General features: G+C 68.7%; 12 protein-coding genes. 2 read left to right on the forward strand and 10 right to left on the reverse strand.

Annotation, left to right across the window (positions count from 1 at the left end):
* Positions 1-42: 42 nt before the first annotated feature.
* From OID54_RS07785 to OID54_RS07810, 6 genes are all read right to left on the reverse strand, one after another.
* Positions 43-870 carry a shikimate dehydrogenase gene (locus OID54_RS07785; RefSeq protein ID WP_329015896.1) on the reverse strand — a complete coding sequence of 276 codons (828 nt, stop codon included), beginning with the start codon at positions 868-870 and terminating at the stop codon, positions 43-45.
* The gene (gene mltG, locus OID54_RS07790) at positions 867-2,555 is read right to left on the reverse strand and encodes an endolytic transglycosylase MltG (RefSeq protein WP_329015899.1); all 1,689 of its coding nucleotides are present in this window, start codon (positions 2,553-2,555) and stop codon (positions 867-869) included. Before mltG ends, OID54_RS07785 begins: the two co-directional genes overlap by 4 nt.
* 104 nt (positions 2,556-2,659) lie before the next feature.
* A complete protein-coding gene (ruvX, locus tag OID54_RS07795) occupies positions 2,660-3,124 on the reverse strand; it encodes a Holliday junction resolvase RuvX (RefSeq protein WP_329015902.1) in 465 nt (154 codons plus the stop codon).
* Positions 3,124-5,793 carry an alanine--tRNA ligase gene (alaS, locus tag OID54_RS07800; protein WP_329015904.1) on the reverse strand — a complete coding sequence of 890 codons (2,670 nt, stop codon included), beginning with the start codon at positions 5,791-5,793 and terminating at the stop codon, positions 3,124-3,126. The genes ruvX and alaS overlap by 1 nt, the downstream gene beginning before the upstream one ends.
* Entirely contained in the window at positions 5,793-6,125 is a 333-nt protein-coding gene (locus OID54_RS07805) for a DUF6167 family protein (RefSeq protein ID WP_329015907.1), read from the reverse strand. The genes alaS and OID54_RS07805 overlap by 1 nt, the downstream gene beginning before the upstream one ends.
* A 6-nt stretch (positions 6,126-6,131) precedes the next feature.
* Positions 6,132-6,575 carry a DUF948 domain-containing protein gene (locus OID54_RS07810; protein ID WP_329015910.1) on the reverse strand — a complete coding sequence of 148 codons (444 nt, stop codon included), beginning with the start codon at positions 6,573-6,575 and terminating at the stop codon, positions 6,132-6,134.
* Positions 6,576-6,730: 155 nt separating this feature from the next.
* On the opposite strand from OID54_RS07810, the gene OID54_RS07815 reads away from it, so the two are divergent.
* On the forward strand, positions 6,731-8,941 hold the full coding sequence (locus tag OID54_RS07815) for an ATP-binding protein (RefSeq protein ID WP_329015913.1): 2,211 nt from the start codon (positions 6,731-6,733) through the stop codon (positions 8,939-8,941).
* A 22-nt stretch (positions 8,942-8,963) separates the two neighbouring features.
* On the opposite strand, the gene rpsD is transcribed toward OID54_RS07815, so the two are convergent.
* A complete protein-coding gene (gene rpsD / locus OID54_RS07820) occupies positions 8,964-9,578 on the reverse strand; it encodes a 30S ribosomal protein S4 (protein WP_250923145.1) in 615 nt (204 codons plus the stop codon).
* Positions 9,579-9,769: 191 nt separating this feature from the next.
* On the opposite strand from rpsD, the gene OID54_RS07825 reads away from it, so the two are divergent.
* Positions 9,770-10,471 carry a DUF2470 domain-containing protein gene (locus OID54_RS07825; protein WP_329015915.1) on the forward strand — a complete coding sequence of 234 codons (702 nt, stop codon included), beginning with the start codon at positions 9,770-9,772 and terminating at the stop codon, positions 10,469-10,471.
* Positions 10,472-10,514: 43 nt separating this feature from the next.
* Here the strand turns inward: OID54_RS07825 and OID54_RS07830 are convergent, their stop codons facing one another.
* The 3 genes from OID54_RS07830 to hisS form a co-directional block, all read right to left on the reverse strand.
* Complete coding sequence (locus OID54_RS07830) at positions 10,515-11,873, reverse strand: replication-associated recombination protein A (protein ID WP_329015918.1); 1,359 nt, start codon at positions 11,871-11,873, stop codon at positions 10,515-10,517.
* 77 nt (positions 11,874-11,950) lie between these two features.
* The gene (locus tag OID54_RS07835; RefSeq protein ID WP_329015921.1) at positions 11,951-12,586 is read right to left on the reverse strand and encodes a vitamin K epoxide reductase family protein; all 636 of its coding nucleotides are present in this window, start codon (positions 12,584-12,586) and stop codon (positions 11,951-11,953) included.
* Between the two features lie 395 nt (positions 12,587-12,981).
* Positions 12,982-14,244 (reverse strand): histidine--tRNA ligase, encoded by a 1,263-nt coding sequence (hisS, locus tag OID54_RS07840; protein WP_329015923.1) that lies wholly within the window; start codon positions 14,242-14,244, stop codon positions 12,982-12,984.
* Between the last annotated feature and the right edge of the window lie 6 nt (positions 14,245-14,250).

Below are 14,250 nucleotides of genomic sequence, written 5' to 3' on the forward strand. Positions count from 1 at the left end.
AAACGTCCCCCACACCCCGAGATCTACAGAATGTGGAGGATCTTAGCGATTTTCGAGCGCCTGTTCGCCCGCATTCCGCATGGCCTGCAAGGGGCCCTTGCGGCCGGTCATCTGCTCCACCTGGAGGACGGCTTGATGGACGAGGAGGTCCAGCCCGCCGACGACGGCCCCGCCACGCGCCGACCAGGCCGCCGCGAGTTCGGTGGGCCACGGCTCGTACAGCACGTCGAAGAGCGTGGCCGGCTGTTCGGGCACGGCAGCCGCGAGTGCGTCGGTGGTCCCGGCCGGGGTGGTGGCGATGACCAGCGGCGCCCGTAGGGCCTGTGCGGCCTGCTCCCAGCCGGCGGTGCGTATGTCGACGCCGAGGCGTGCGCCCCACTCCCGCATCTCGGCGGCCCTGCCCTCGCTACGGACGTAGGCGGTGACCGGACCGGTGCAGATCCTCGCCAGTGCGGCGAGCGCCGATGACGCCGTCGCACCGGCCCCGAGGACCGCCGCCGACTCCACGGTGTCCACCCCCCGCTCGCGCAGGGCGGCGATCATGCCGGGGACATCGGTGTTGTCCCCGACCTTGCGCCCGTCGTCGGTGAAGACGACCGTGTTGACGGCCTCCACCGAGGCCGCGGTCTCACTGATCTCGTCGAGGAGCGGAAGGATCGCCCGCTTCAACGGCATGGTCAGCGACAGCCCGGCCCAGGAGCTCCCGAGCCCGGCCAGGAAGCCCGGCAGCGCGGCCTCGTCGACCTCGAACCTGTCGTACGACCAGTGGTCGAGGCCCAGTTCCGCATAGGCCGCCCGGTGCAGCACCGGGGAGAGGGAGTGGGCGATGGGCGATCCGAGGACCGCCGCCCGCCTGTTGGTACTGCTCACTGGTCCGACTTCTTCTGCTGCTCCAGGTACTTCTGCCGATTGCGCTCGTGCTCCCGGTTCGTCTCCGCGAAGAGGGTCTCCTCCTCGGTGATGGAGACGAAGTAGTACCAGGGGCCTGGGGTCGGTTTGAGCGCTGACGCCAGGGCGTCCTGCCCCGGGTTCCCGATGGGGCCGGGCGGCAGACCCTTGATGTAGTAGGTGTTGTACGGATCCTTCAACTCGCGCAGTTTGTCGACGGAGCCGATGTCGAGCCTGCTCTGACTCTTGATGTAGTTGACCGTCGAGTCGAACTCCAGCCGGCCCACCGTCTCGACGTTGCTCTCCTTCAGGCGGTTGTAGACCACCCGGGACACCTTGTCGAAGTCGTGCTTGTACTTGCCCTCGGCCTGCACCAGGCTCGCCACGGTGATCAGTTCGAGCGGCGACTTCAGACCCAGCCTGGACGCCTCGGCCGCGAGGTCGGTCCTGCCGTACTCCTTGTTCGCCTCGGCGACCATCTTCTTGAGGACGGACTCCGGCTTCGTCCCCTTGGCGATCGGATAGGTCGCCGGGAAGAGGAAGCCTTCCAGCGGGTCCTGGAGGCCCTTGGCCTCGGTGACCCAGGAGGGCAGGTTCAGCGACTTCAGCTGCGTCTTGGCAGCCGCGGCCGTTGTGCCCTCCTTGAGCTCCAGACGCTTGTCGATCTCCGCATATACCCAGACGTTCCGCTTGCCGGGGGGGACGATCAGGTTGTTGCGGCTCTTCGGGTCGAGCATCGCCTCGACCGCGTTCGCGCCCGACATCTCCTTGGGCAGGGTGTAGACGCCCGCCTCGACGCTCTTGCCCTGCGCTGCGGAGACGAACGCACCGGAACTCTTGACGACCCCGGCCTTCTTCAGGATGTTGCCGATCTCCGCGAGTCCGGCTCCCGGCGGCACCTCGATCTGGGTGCTGCCGCTGCCCGCGCCGGCGAAGTCCGCCGGGGCGCCGAACTTGCCCTGCCAGAACTGGTAGCCGAAGTAGCTGACACCGCCGAGGCCGCCGAACAGAACGAGGGAGACGACGAGACAGGCACAGCCGTTGCGGCCCTTCTTCTTGCCCTTGCCGCGGCGCTCACCACCGTCGTCGCCCCCGCCACCACGTCTGCGGCGCGAGCCGGGCTCGTCGTCGTACCCGTCGGTGTCGTCGCTCTCCTCACCGGTGAAGAACGGGTGCTTCTCCTCCTCGGGGGCCTCTGCATCCCACTGCCCCGCGCCGGCAGTGGGCTCGGGGTCGGGGTCGCGGCGGTGGGAGGGAGGCTGCGGCGGGGGGTACGCATCGGCCGTGGCGTACTGATCGGCATGCTGCTGACCGTCGTAGCCGGAGGGCGTACCGCCGTAGCCGTCGGCCGGACTGCCGCCGTAGGGCATCGCGGTCTGCTGGCTGGTGTCCCAACCGCCGCCGTACTGCTGTGCAGCGCCCTGGCCGTCGAACTGCTGCCCGTCATAGGGCTGTTGGCCTTCGTAGCCCTGCTCGCCGTACTGCTGCTGGTACTGGGCCTGCGCACCGTAGTCCTGGTGCTGTGGCTGCTGCGCGTACTGCTGCGGCGGCTGACCGCTGGAAAAATCCTGGCCGGTTCCGGCCTGGCCTTCCCATCCCTGATCACCGTACAAAGGGTCATCGGGATGCCACGGTTCGGAGCCGGGGCCCCGGCCATAATCAGTCATCGATCCCCTAGGGCCGCGAGGTGGCCGGTTCGCCGCGCCGCCTCTTTTCTGTGCGGCAGCTGTTCGAACACCGCCGCATCGCGCGGAACGTTACCGTATCGCGATCAGACAACCACTTCGACGCCCTCACCGGGTGGGGCCCCTGACGCCCGTTCGGACTCCAGAGCGTTCTGAAGGATCACCACAGCGGCAGCTTGATCAATGACAGAGCGGCCCTTTTTGGACTTCACGCCCGAAGCACGAAGACCTTGAGCCGCCGTTACTGTGGTCATCCTCTCGTCGACCAATCGCACCGGTACGGGCGCAATGCCCTGAGCCAGCACCTGGACGAAGGCCCGGATCTTGACCGCCGCGGGGCCCTCCCCGCCGCTGAGCGAGCGGGGCAGGCCGACGATGACCTCGATCGGTTCGTACTCCTCGACGAGTTGTTTCAGCCGTCGGTGCGCGGCGGGGACATCGCGCCCCGGCACGGTTTCGACCGGAGTGGCGAGCACCCCGTCGGGGTCGCACGAAGCGACCCCGATCCGGGCTTCTCCCACATCCAGCGCAAGACGTCGTCCTCTGCGCATCAGGAGGTCTCGATGACCAGACGCTCCACGGCGGCCACGGCATCGACGATCGCGTCCGGGTTCTGTCCACCGCCCTGGGCGACGTCGGGCTTGCCGCCACCGCCGCCACCGAGCGTCTTCGCCGCCGTACGCACCAGGTCACCGGCCTTCAGGCCGCGCTCGCGCGCAGCCTCATTGGTGGCGATCACCGTCAGCGGGCGTCCGGCCACCACGGTGAACAGGGCCACCACAGCAGGACGATCGCCCTGGATCCGGCCGCGGACGTCGAGGACCAGCTTGCGCAGGTCATCGGCGGAGGTGCCGTCCGGCACCGATCCGGTCACCAGGGCCACCCCACGGATGTCCCGGGCGCTGTCGACCAGTCCGGCAGCCGCCTGGAGCACCTTCTCCGCGCGGAACCGCTCGATCTCCTTCTCGGCGTCCTTCAACTTGGACAACATGCCCGAGATCTTCTCCGGCAGTTCCTCCGGCCGGCCCTTGACCAGCTCCTGGAGCTGGGCGACCACCGTGTGCTCCTTGGCGAGGAAGTGATACGCGTCCACACCCACGAGGGCCTCGATGCGCCGGACGCCGGAACCGATCGACGACTCGCCGAGCAGCTTCACCAGCCCCAGTTGGGCGGTGTTGTGGACGTGCGTACCGCCGCACAGCTCCTTGGAGAAGTCCCCGATGGTCACCACACGCACCCGCTCGCCGTACTTCTCGCCGAACTCGGCGATGGCACCGGCCTTCTTGGCGTCTTCGAGGCTCATCACCTCGGCCTGGACGTCGAGCTCTCGGGAGAGGACCTCGTTGATCCGCTGCTCGACGTCGACGAGGACCGTGCCGGGCACGGCCGCCGGCGAACCGAAGTCGAAGCGGAAGCGACCCGGCGAGTTCTCCGAGCCGGCCTGGGCGGCCGTGGGGCCGAGCGCGTCGCGCAGCGCCTGGTGGGTGAGGTGGGTGGCGCTGTGGGCGCGGGCGATGGCGCGCCGACGCTTGATGTCGATGGCCGCATAGGCGGAGGAGCCCACGGTGACCTCGCCGACCTGGACCGACCCCTTGTGGACGGAGACTCCGGGCACCGGCTGCTGGACATCGCGGATCTGGATGACGGCGCCCGAGTCCAGCCTGATGCGGCCCTGGTCGGCGAGCTGACCGCCACCCTCGGCGTAGAAGGGGGTGCGGTCGAGGACGACCTCGATCTCGTCCCCCTCGGAGGCGACGGGTGAGGGCACACCGTCGACGAGGAGGCCCACGATGGTCGACTCGCCCTCGGTGGTGAGGTAGCCCGTGAACTCGGTGGAGCCGGCACTGTCGGCAACCGATCGGTAGGCGGAGAGGTCGGCGTGGCCGGTCTTCTTCGCACGGGCGTCGGCCTTGGCCTTGTCCCGCTGCTCCTTCATCAGCCGACGGAAACCGTCCTCGTCGACGCTCAGCCCCTGTTCGGCGGCCATCTCCAGGGTGAGGTCGATCGGGAAGCCCCAGGTGTCGTGGAGCAGGAACGCCTTGTCCCCGGCGAGGACCTTGGCGCCACCGGTCTTGGCCTCAGTGATGGCCGTGTCCAGGATGTTGGTGCCGGCCCTGAGGGTCTTCAGGAAGGCGGCCTCTTCGGCGAGGGCCACGGTCTCGATCCGCTTGCGGTCGGTGACCAGCTCCGCGTACTGCTCGCCCATGGTCTTGATGACCACGTCGACGAGTTCGGCGACGACCGGACCGGTGGCGCCGAGGAGGCGCATATTGCGGATGGCGCGGCGCATGATGCGGCGCAGCACATAGCCGCGGCCCTCGTTGCCCGGGGTCACGCCGTCACCGATGAGCATCACGGAGGTACGGATGTGGTCGGCGACCACGCGCAGGGAGACGTCCGAGCCGTGGTCGACGCCGTAGCGCACACCAGTCAGCTCGGTGGCCTTGTCCATGACGACGCGCAGGGTGTCCGTCTCGTACATGTTGTGCACGCCCTGCAGGATCATCGCGAGGCGTTCGAGGCCGAGGCCGGTGTCGATGTTCTTCGACGGCAGCTCCCCGAGGATGGGGAAGTCCTCCTTGCCCTCGCCAGCACCGCGCTCGTACTGCATGAAGACCAGGTTCCAGATCTCCACGTAGCGCTCGTCGTTGACGGCCGGGCCGCCCTCCTCGCCGAACTCGGGGCCGCGGTCGTAGTTGATCTCGGAACAGGGACCACAGGGGCCGGGTACGCCCATCGACCAGAAGTTCGGCCCCATGCCCAGGCGCTGGATGCGCTCGGAGGGAACGCCCACCACGTCGCGCCAGATGCGCTCCGCCTCGTCGTCCTCCTTGTAGACCGTGATCCACAGGCGCTCGGGGTCAAGGCCGTAGCCACCGTCGGCGACGGAGCTGGTGAGTAGCTCCCAGGCTAGCTTGATGGCCCCTTCCTTGAAGTAGTCGCCGAAGGAGAAGTTGCCGCACATCTGGAAGAAGGTGCCGTGCCGGGTGGTCTTGCCGACCTCTTCGATGTCCGGCGTACGCACGCACTTCTGCACGCTGGTCACGCGCGGGGCGGGCGGCTTGGCCTCACCGAGGAAGTACGGCTTGAAGGGGACCATGCCTGCGGGGACCAGCAGCAGAGTCGGGTCGTCCGCGATGAGCGACGCCGAAGGCACGGGGGCGTGGCCGCGCTCCTCGAAGAAGCTCAGCCAGCGGCGGCGGATTTCAGCCGACTCCATCAGTGGTCCTCATTCCGGTTGTACGAGTGGTCGGGGTGCTGGGTGTAAGGGGGACGGCCCAGGGCGGCACGGTGGGCCCGTGCGGGCAGTTCAACGGGGTCGGTCGGCGCGTGCATGCCGAGCACCTCGCCCAACTCCTCCTCGCGCTGGGCCATTCCGGCCTTTACGTCGAGCGCGAAGTCCTTGAGCTTGTGACCCGCGCCGATGGCCTTGTTCGCGGCCTGCGCCGCGAGGCTCTCGGGGGTCAGTTGCTGGATCTTGCGATGGACCTTGTTGGTGGCCCAGACGCCGGCTGCGGCACCGGCGCTAAACCAGAAGGCTCGGCGGAACATCGTTCGTCAACCCTTTCTGCCCCACCGGCCGCGTCCCTCACGGGCGCCCGGGATGGTGCGACCGACGACGGTCCGCCTGGAGCGGTCCTGTGGGCGTCGCTCATCGGGCGTTCGGCTCATCGCCCGACGGACGCCGTAGCCGAAGGCCGCGACCTTGACGAGCGGGCCACCGAAGGTGGAGGCGACGGTCGTGGAGAGCGCGGAGGCGTTGGACGTGACCTCTTGGACGTCCGTGGCGATCGCGTCGACCCGGTCGAGTTGGGTCTGTGCGGAGCGGACGGTGGCCGATGCATCGGTGAGGAGCGGTACGGCCTGCTCGGTCACTTCTGCCACCAGTCGGGTGGTCGCCCTGAGCGTCTGTGCCAACCTCACCAGCACCACCGCGAGGAAGGAGACCAGGATCGCCCAGAAGACGGCCACCAGAATCCCGGCAACCTCTCCACCGGTCACGCTGCACCGCTCTCTGCCTATCGCCGGACACGTCTGAAAACCTCTGCCGAGCCTATCGCGCCTGCGGTCTTGCCCCCTACCGCATTCCCGACGGCCCGGGCGGTCGCGCACGATGATTGTACGGAGTGGAATCACGCGGGTACGCTGCGTGTCCCATGCGCCGCTCCCACCGCAACTGCCCGTTTCCCGACGGTCATCCGCACGGCCGTACGTCCGCACAGGACCCCTCGTTCACCGACGCCCAGGGCTTCGTCGGCCGGGTCGACGAACTCGCCCAACTGGCCCGGTTGCTCGACAGCTCCCGACTCGTCACCGTCGCCGGGGTGGGCGGGGTGGGCAAGTCACGGCTCGCCACCCGGTGCGCCACCGCCGTGCAGAATCGGTACGCCGACGGTGTGCACCGGGTCGAACTCGCAGCGGTGCGTGACCCCGGACTCATCGGGCACACCCTCGCGGAGGCCCTCGATCTGACCCATCGCGGCAGCCGACCGCCGCAGGAGGTGCTGCTCGACCACCTCGCGGACCGGCAGCTGCTGTTCGTCGTCGACGGCTTCGAGCATCTGGCCGTGGAGTGCGCCCGGTTGGTGACCGAACTCATGGCGGCGGCCCCGGGGCTGCGGATCCTCGCCACGGGTCGTCGCCCCCTGGGCCCGGTGGCCGAAGCGGTCCTCCCGCTCGCCCCGCTGGCCGAGGCGGACGCGGTGCAACTGTTCACCGAACGAGCCGCCCTCGCACTCCCCCGCTTTCGGCTGACCGGCGACAACCAGGCAGCCGTCCAGGAGATCTGCCGTCGGCTCGACGGCATCCCGCTGGCCATCGAACTGGCAGCCGGCCGACTGTCCGCGCTGAGCCTCGACCACGTGCTGAAACGATTGGACGACCGCTTTCGGCTACTGACCGGGGGCGGTCGCGGTCTGCCACCGCGCCACCAGACGCTCCGCACGACGATCGGCTGGAGCCATGAGCTGTGCACTCCACCCGAGCGGCTGCTGTGGGCCCGGCTCACCGTGTTCGCGGGCGAGTTCGACCTGGAGGCGGTGGAGTACGTGTGCAGTGGGCCGGACCTGCCCGCGGACAGCGTGCGCGAGGTGTTGGCCGGACTGCTCGCCCAGTCGGTCATCACGCGCGTCCACACCCCCGCGGGTATGCGCTACCGCATGCTCGACACCCTGCGGTACTACGGCGGAGAGTGGCTGAAGGCGCTCGGCGACGACGTACGACTGCGCAAGAGACATCGCGACTGGTACATGGGGCTGGCGACCTGGTGCGAACTGGACTGGTTCAGTCCGCGCCAACTGGAGGTGGCGGCCCACACCGAGAGCGCCCTTCCCGATCTGCGCGCCGCCCTCGAACTCTGTCTGGAGAGCGACGAGGACACCCATCTGGGTCAGCATCTGGCGGGCACCCTCTGGTTCTTCTGGGTCGGCTGCGGGCGCCTGGCCGAAGGCAGACACTGGCTGGAACGGGTGCTCGCCCAACCGAACGGCCGCATCGCGTCCCGGCTCAAGGCCCAGTGGGTGCTGGGGCAGGTGGCGCTGCTCCAGGGTGACGGCGCAGCGGCGGCCGAAGTGCTGCACGACTGCCGTGAGCGGGGCATCCGGGGCGACCATCCGGTGGCGGTCGCATACGCGGTGCACCGGTTGGGTGCCCTGGCCCTGCTCTCGGACTCACCGGCCCGCGCCGAGGACCTGCTGAGAGGAGCATTGGCCTCGTACCGCGAATTGGGCGAGCTCAACGGGAACGTGCTCCTGGCCCAGACCTCACTTGCGATGTCGTTGGTCTTCCAGGAGCGGCGGGAGGAGGCTCGGGAGCTGTCCGACGAGGTGCTGTCGATCTGCCAAGCCAACGGAGAGTTGTGGGCACGGTCGTACGCCCTGTACGCCCAGGGCTACACCGCCTGGCTGGACGGCGCTTCGGTGGTGGCACGCGAACAGCTCTGCGAGGCGGTCGCCATCGCCCATCGGTTCAGCGACCCGGTGGGCGCCGCCCTCTGCCTGGAACTGCTGGCCCTGATGACGGCGAGGGGCGACGGTCAGACGGAGGCCGCCGTCCTGCTGGGAGCTGCGGCGGCGGTGTGGGACACCCTCGGCGTTCCCCATTCCAGTACCGGACGCTTCGGCGCACCCCGTGAGCTGTGCCGGCGTCTGGTGCTGGAGTCACTGGGCCCCGAGCGCTGCCGGGCGTTGCTGGACGAGGGGGGCGAGCTGTCGCTCGATGTGGCGATACAGCGTGCGCTGACTCCCTTGGCCCGCTGTCTGTCGGTCCCGCCCGGGCGCACGAGCGAGCCGCAGCCGGTCGCGGAACGCCCGGAAACGCGAGAGCCCACCGGCTCCCCGACCGCACAGGCGGGGGAGACGGCGGGCTGAGACGCGGGATACCCCGCCCGGATCAGCGGGCGTAGTACTCGACGACGAGCTGCTCGTCGCAGATCACGGGGACTTCCTTGCGCTGCGGGTCGCGGTCCAGGCGGAAGGCCAGGGCCTTCAGGTTCACCTGGAGGTAGCGCGGGGTCTCACCGTCGGCGGCGAAGCCACCCTCGCGGGAGACCTGGAAGAGGGTCTTCTCGCGGGAGCGCTCGCGGACCATCACGACGTCGTCGGGACGGACGCGGAAGGACGGCTTGTCGACCTTGCCACCGTTGACCTCGATGTGGCCGTGGACGACCATCTGACGGGCCTGGTAGATGGTGCGGGCGATGCCCGAACGCAGGACCAGGGCGTCGAGACGGCGCTCAAGCTCGATGACGAGCGCCTCGCCCGTCTTGCCCTCGGCCTTGCGGGCGCGGTCGTAGGCGCGGACCATCTGGCGCTCGCTGATGTCGTACTGGGCACGCAGCCGCTGCTTCTCCAGCAGACGGACCTTGTAGTCCGAGTTCTGCTTGCGGCCACGGCCGTGCTCACCCGGGGGGTACGGGCGGGCCTCGAAGTACTTGACGGCCTTCGGCGTCAGCGCAATGCCGAGCGCACGAGACTTCTTGACCTTGGGACGCGACTGGTTAGGCACGTTCTCCAGACCTCCGATATAGGTTAGGTTAGGCTCACCTTACTCAAGGAGATCGCATGTCTCGCCCGGGGAACACCAAACGCATCACGGACAGCACAAAGAACGTCGACGCTACTCAAAGGAGCGTCGAAGCGACGGAGGTCCGATCAGCTCATGGTCAGCCGCGTCCCAGCGGGCTTGAAATCACTCGGATGCCGTCAGCAGCCGAGCGCACACGAACTCTCGTACAGAGTACATGCTCAGCGGTACTGCTCATTGCCGGCGTGGACGCACCCCGCCCGGAGCTGCTGAGCCCGCACGCCCGGGTCGTGGGACCGGACGGCGAGGTCTTCCTCCTCTTCCCCGCGGACTCCCTCGCCGTGCGCGCCGCCACCCATGCGCAGGACGACGAGCTCAGTGCCGTGCTGGAGATCACCGATGTCGCCCCCGTGTCGGTGCCCCACCGCATCCGCGGTCGTGCCTGGGTGTCCGGGTGGCTCACCTCGGTACCGGGGCTCGCGGAGCCCGGCTTCATGATGCTCCGTCTCGAAGTCGGCGAACTCAGCGTGGACGACCTGTGGGGCGCCGGGAGCGTCGAGCCCGAGGACTTCACCCAGGCACGCGTCGACCCGCTCGTAGCGCACGAGACCGAACTGCTCCAGCACCTCCACTCCGCCCACGGGGAGCAGATGCAGGAACTGTCCGCGCTGCTCGGCGAGCGCTCCGACGGCATGGGTACGGAGAACGGACGCATCCGCCGTGCGGTGCCGCTCGCGCTCGACCGGTTCGGACTGCGGGTGCGCTTCGTCGCGGAGCAGTGCTTCGACGCCCGCTTCGACTTTCCCGAGCCGGTCAACGACATCACCGAACTGCGCCGGGCGATGCACACCCTGTTCGAGGCGGCGACTCATTGACCGCAGGCCCGGCAGGCGCCCGCGGCCCCGGCACTCCCCTCGGCTAGTCGCCGCGCAATCGCTCGCGCACCCTCTCCACCACGTCCGCATAGCGGGCCTCGGCGCCGTAGCGCGTCGGCTCGTAGTAGCGCTTGCCCTGCACGGCGTCCGGCGCGTACTGCTGGGCCGCGATGGCGCCGGGAACGTCGTGCGGATAGACGTATCCCTGGGCGTGTCCCAGTTTGGCCGCACCCTTGTAGTGGCCGTCGCGGAGGTGCGAGGGCACCGGCCCGGCCAGCCCCGCACGGACATCGGCGAGCGCGGCGCCGATCGCCGTCGTGGCGGTGTTGGACTTCGGGGCGAGCGCGAGGGCGATCGTCGCGTGGCTGAGGGTCAGGGCCGCTTCGGGAAAGCCGATCATCGCCACCGCCTGAGCGGCAGCGACGGCCGTGGGCAGGGCTGTCGGATCCGCCAGCCCGATGTCCTCACTCGCCGAGATCATGAGTCTGCGGGCGATGAAGCGAGGGTCTTCGCCCGCATCGATCATGCGGGCGAGATAGTGCAGTGCGGCATCCACATCGGAACCGCGGATGGACTTGATCAGAGCACTTGCCACGTCGTAGTGCTGGTCGCCGTCCCGGTCGTACGCCACCGCCGCGCGGTCGACCGTCTCCTCCACGGTCCGGAGCGAGATCTCCGACTCGCCCTTGTCGAGCGCGGCACCCGCGGCTGCCTCCAACGCCGTCAGTACGCGCCGGGCGTCCCCACCCGCGATGCGCAGCAGATGAGCCTCGGCATCCGTGGGGAGGGACAGTGTCCCGCGCAGACCCCGCTCATCGGCCAGGGCCCGTGCCAGCAGTCCCTTGAGGTCGTCGTCGGTGAGTGATTCCAAGGTCAACAGCAGCGAACGGGACAGCAGCGGGGAGATCACCGAGAAATAGGGGTTCTCCGTGGTGGCGGCGATCAGGGTCACCCAGCGGTTCTCGACCGCGGGCAGCAGGGAGTCCTGCTGGGCCTTGGAGAAGCGGTGGATCTCGTCGAGGAAGAGGACCGTCTCCCGACCGAAGCCGCCCGCGGCCCGGCGCGCGCCCTCGATGACCGCCCGTACTTCCTTGACGCCGGCAGTGATGGCCGACAGTTCGACGAAGCGCTTTTCGGTGGCCTTGGAGACCACGTACGCCAGAGTCGTCTTGCCCGTGCCCGGCGGACCCCAGAGGATCACCGACGACGGGCCGGCCGGTCCGGGGCCGCCACCGGGACCGGCTCCCACCAATCGGCGCAACGGCGAACCCGGTTTCAACAGATGCCGCTGGCCGACGACCTCGTCGAGGGTGCGCGGACGCATCCGAACGGCCAGGGGGCTGCTGGAAGGATCCTTCTCCTGGCGTTCTTCGGCTGCGGCGGTAAACAAGTCGGGCTCCACACTTCGCAGCCTATGCCAGGGCAGTGACAACGCCCCTGGCCGGGAGCGGGCAGGGGCGCTGGAGCGTCAAGCGGGGCTCAGGCGGTCCAGAAGTCCCACCAGCGGGTCAGGATGAGCATCCCAATGATCCCGATCCACAACACCGGCGGCATCCAGTGGAACTCAAGCAGCGCGCTGCGCAAGCCCTCGGGCACCTTGACGATCCGATGGCGGACGTTGTGCACGGTGACGTAGCAGAACATCACGATGGTGGCGACCCAGGCCAGTGAGCACCACAGGCAGAGGGAGTTGATGTTGTACAGGGACTGGTACATCAGCCAGGTGCAGAACCCGACGCCGAAGAGGCAGCCGGCGTTCAGCCCGAGCCAGTACCAGCGCCGGTAGCGGGCCCCTCCCAGAAGGGCGACGCCGATGGCGATCACCATCGAATACGTCACCAGGCCGAGCATCGGGTTCGGGAAGCCGAACACGGACGCCTGGTCGCTCTTCATGATGTTCCCGCAGGAGACCACGGGATTGAGGCTGCACCCCGGTGTGAACGAGGGGTCTTCCAACAGCTTGAACTTGTCGATCGTGATGACCCAGGACGCCAGCAGTCCCGCTGCGCCCGTGATCACCAACAGCCAGGCGAGGGAGCGACTACCGCCGATCGTGCCTCTGGCGCCGTCCTCCCGCTCGCCCGAGGACACATCGTCTACCGCCGCTGTCGTCATATCGCCGTTTCCCTTGCTCAGTCGCCTGACGGGCACGGACATTGTGCCGCACCCCCCTGTGAAACCCCCGTTCGATGGGGGCAAGGGCATCCGGACATTCCGGCCGCCCGGAAGGTGGGGTGCGTGCGGCGCGTGCACCTCTGGTCCCGGCGTCGAGCCCCGAGAAGTGGTGATCACACCCCATGGGGGCAGAGCGGGCCACGTTCCTCATCAGAGATGTGCATCACGGCGGTGCGGCCCAGCCGGGCAGTATGGCCGGAAAGCCACTACTCAGCGGCCGAAAGACAGGTCGCCCCGGGGGTGACGTCGACGACCGGACGGTTGACGGACGTACGAACCGACATGCCGGAGCCGGCCCTCCTTCACGGAAGGGCCGGCTCCGAATCATCGCTCGCTCAGGCCAGACGCGTGCGCAGGACGTCCGTGATCTCCGCCAGCGGCACCGGTGTCTGCTCGCCGGTCTCCATGTCCTTCAGCTGAACGTGCCCCTCGGCCAGATCGCGCTCACCAGCCACGATGGTGTAGCGGGCGCCGCTGCGATGGGCCACCTTCATGGCTCCCTTGAGGCCCCGCCCGCCGTACGCGAAGTCAGCGGCCACGCCCGCCCGTCGCAGTTGCGTGACCACGGCGAACAGCGCCTTTCGGGCCTCCTCGCCCAGCGGGACCGCAAAGACGCTGGTCGCCGACGGAATGGCCAGCTCGATTCCCTCCGCCTCCAGGGCGAGCACCGTGCGGTCGACCCCGAGGGCCCAGCCGACCGAGGGCAGTTCCGGACCGCCGAGCATCTCCGACAACCCGTCGTAGCGACCGCCGCCACCCACCGCGGACTGGGAGCCGAGACCGTCGTGGACAAACTCGAAGGTGGTCCGTGTGTAGTAGTCGAGCCCGCGCACCAACTTCTCGTCGTCCTCGAAGGCGACGCCCTCTTCGGTGAGCAGCTCACGCACCTGACCGTGGTACGCACGGCAGGCGTCGCAGAGGTAGTCGGCGAGCCGCGGTGCGTCCGTCAACTGCTTCTGGACCTCGGAGCGCTTGTCGTCGAGGACCCGCAGGGGGTTGATCTCGATCCTCCGCCGGGTCTCCTCGTCGAGGTCCAGCTCGCGCAGGAACTCCTGGAGCGCCTCGCGGTAGACGGGACGGCACTCCTTGTCGCCCAGCGAGTTCAGCAGGAGGCGGTAGTTGCGCAGACCGAGCGAGCGGTACGCCTGGTCCGCCAGGATGATCAGCTCGGCATCGAGCGCGGGGTCCTCCACCCCGATCGCCTCGGCGCCCACCTGCGAGAAGTGGCGGTAGCGACCCTTCTGCGGTCGCTCGTAGCGGTAGTACGAGCCCGAGTACCAGAGCTTGACGGGCAGGATGCCCTGCTTGTGGAGGTTCGCCTCCAGCGCGGCGCGCAGGACGGACGCGGTGCCCTCGGGGCGCAGGGCGAGCCGGTCGCCGCCCTTGGTCTCGAAGGCGTACATCTCCTTGCTCACGATGTCGGTGGACTCACCGACTCCGCGAGCGAACAGTTCGACGTTCTCAAATCCGGGGGTCTCGACGTAGCCGTAGCCGGAACTGCGCAGCGGGGCGGCGATGGCCTCGCGCACCGCCAGATACGTCGCCGAGACGGGAGGCAGCAGGTCATAGGTGCCTTTGGGGGCCTGAAAAGTGCTCACGGAGAT

Source organism: Streptomyces sp. NBC_00690 (genome assembly GCF_036226685.1).
Taxonomy (GTDB): Bacteria; Actinomycetota; Actinomycetes; order Streptomycetales; family Streptomycetaceae; genus Streptomyces.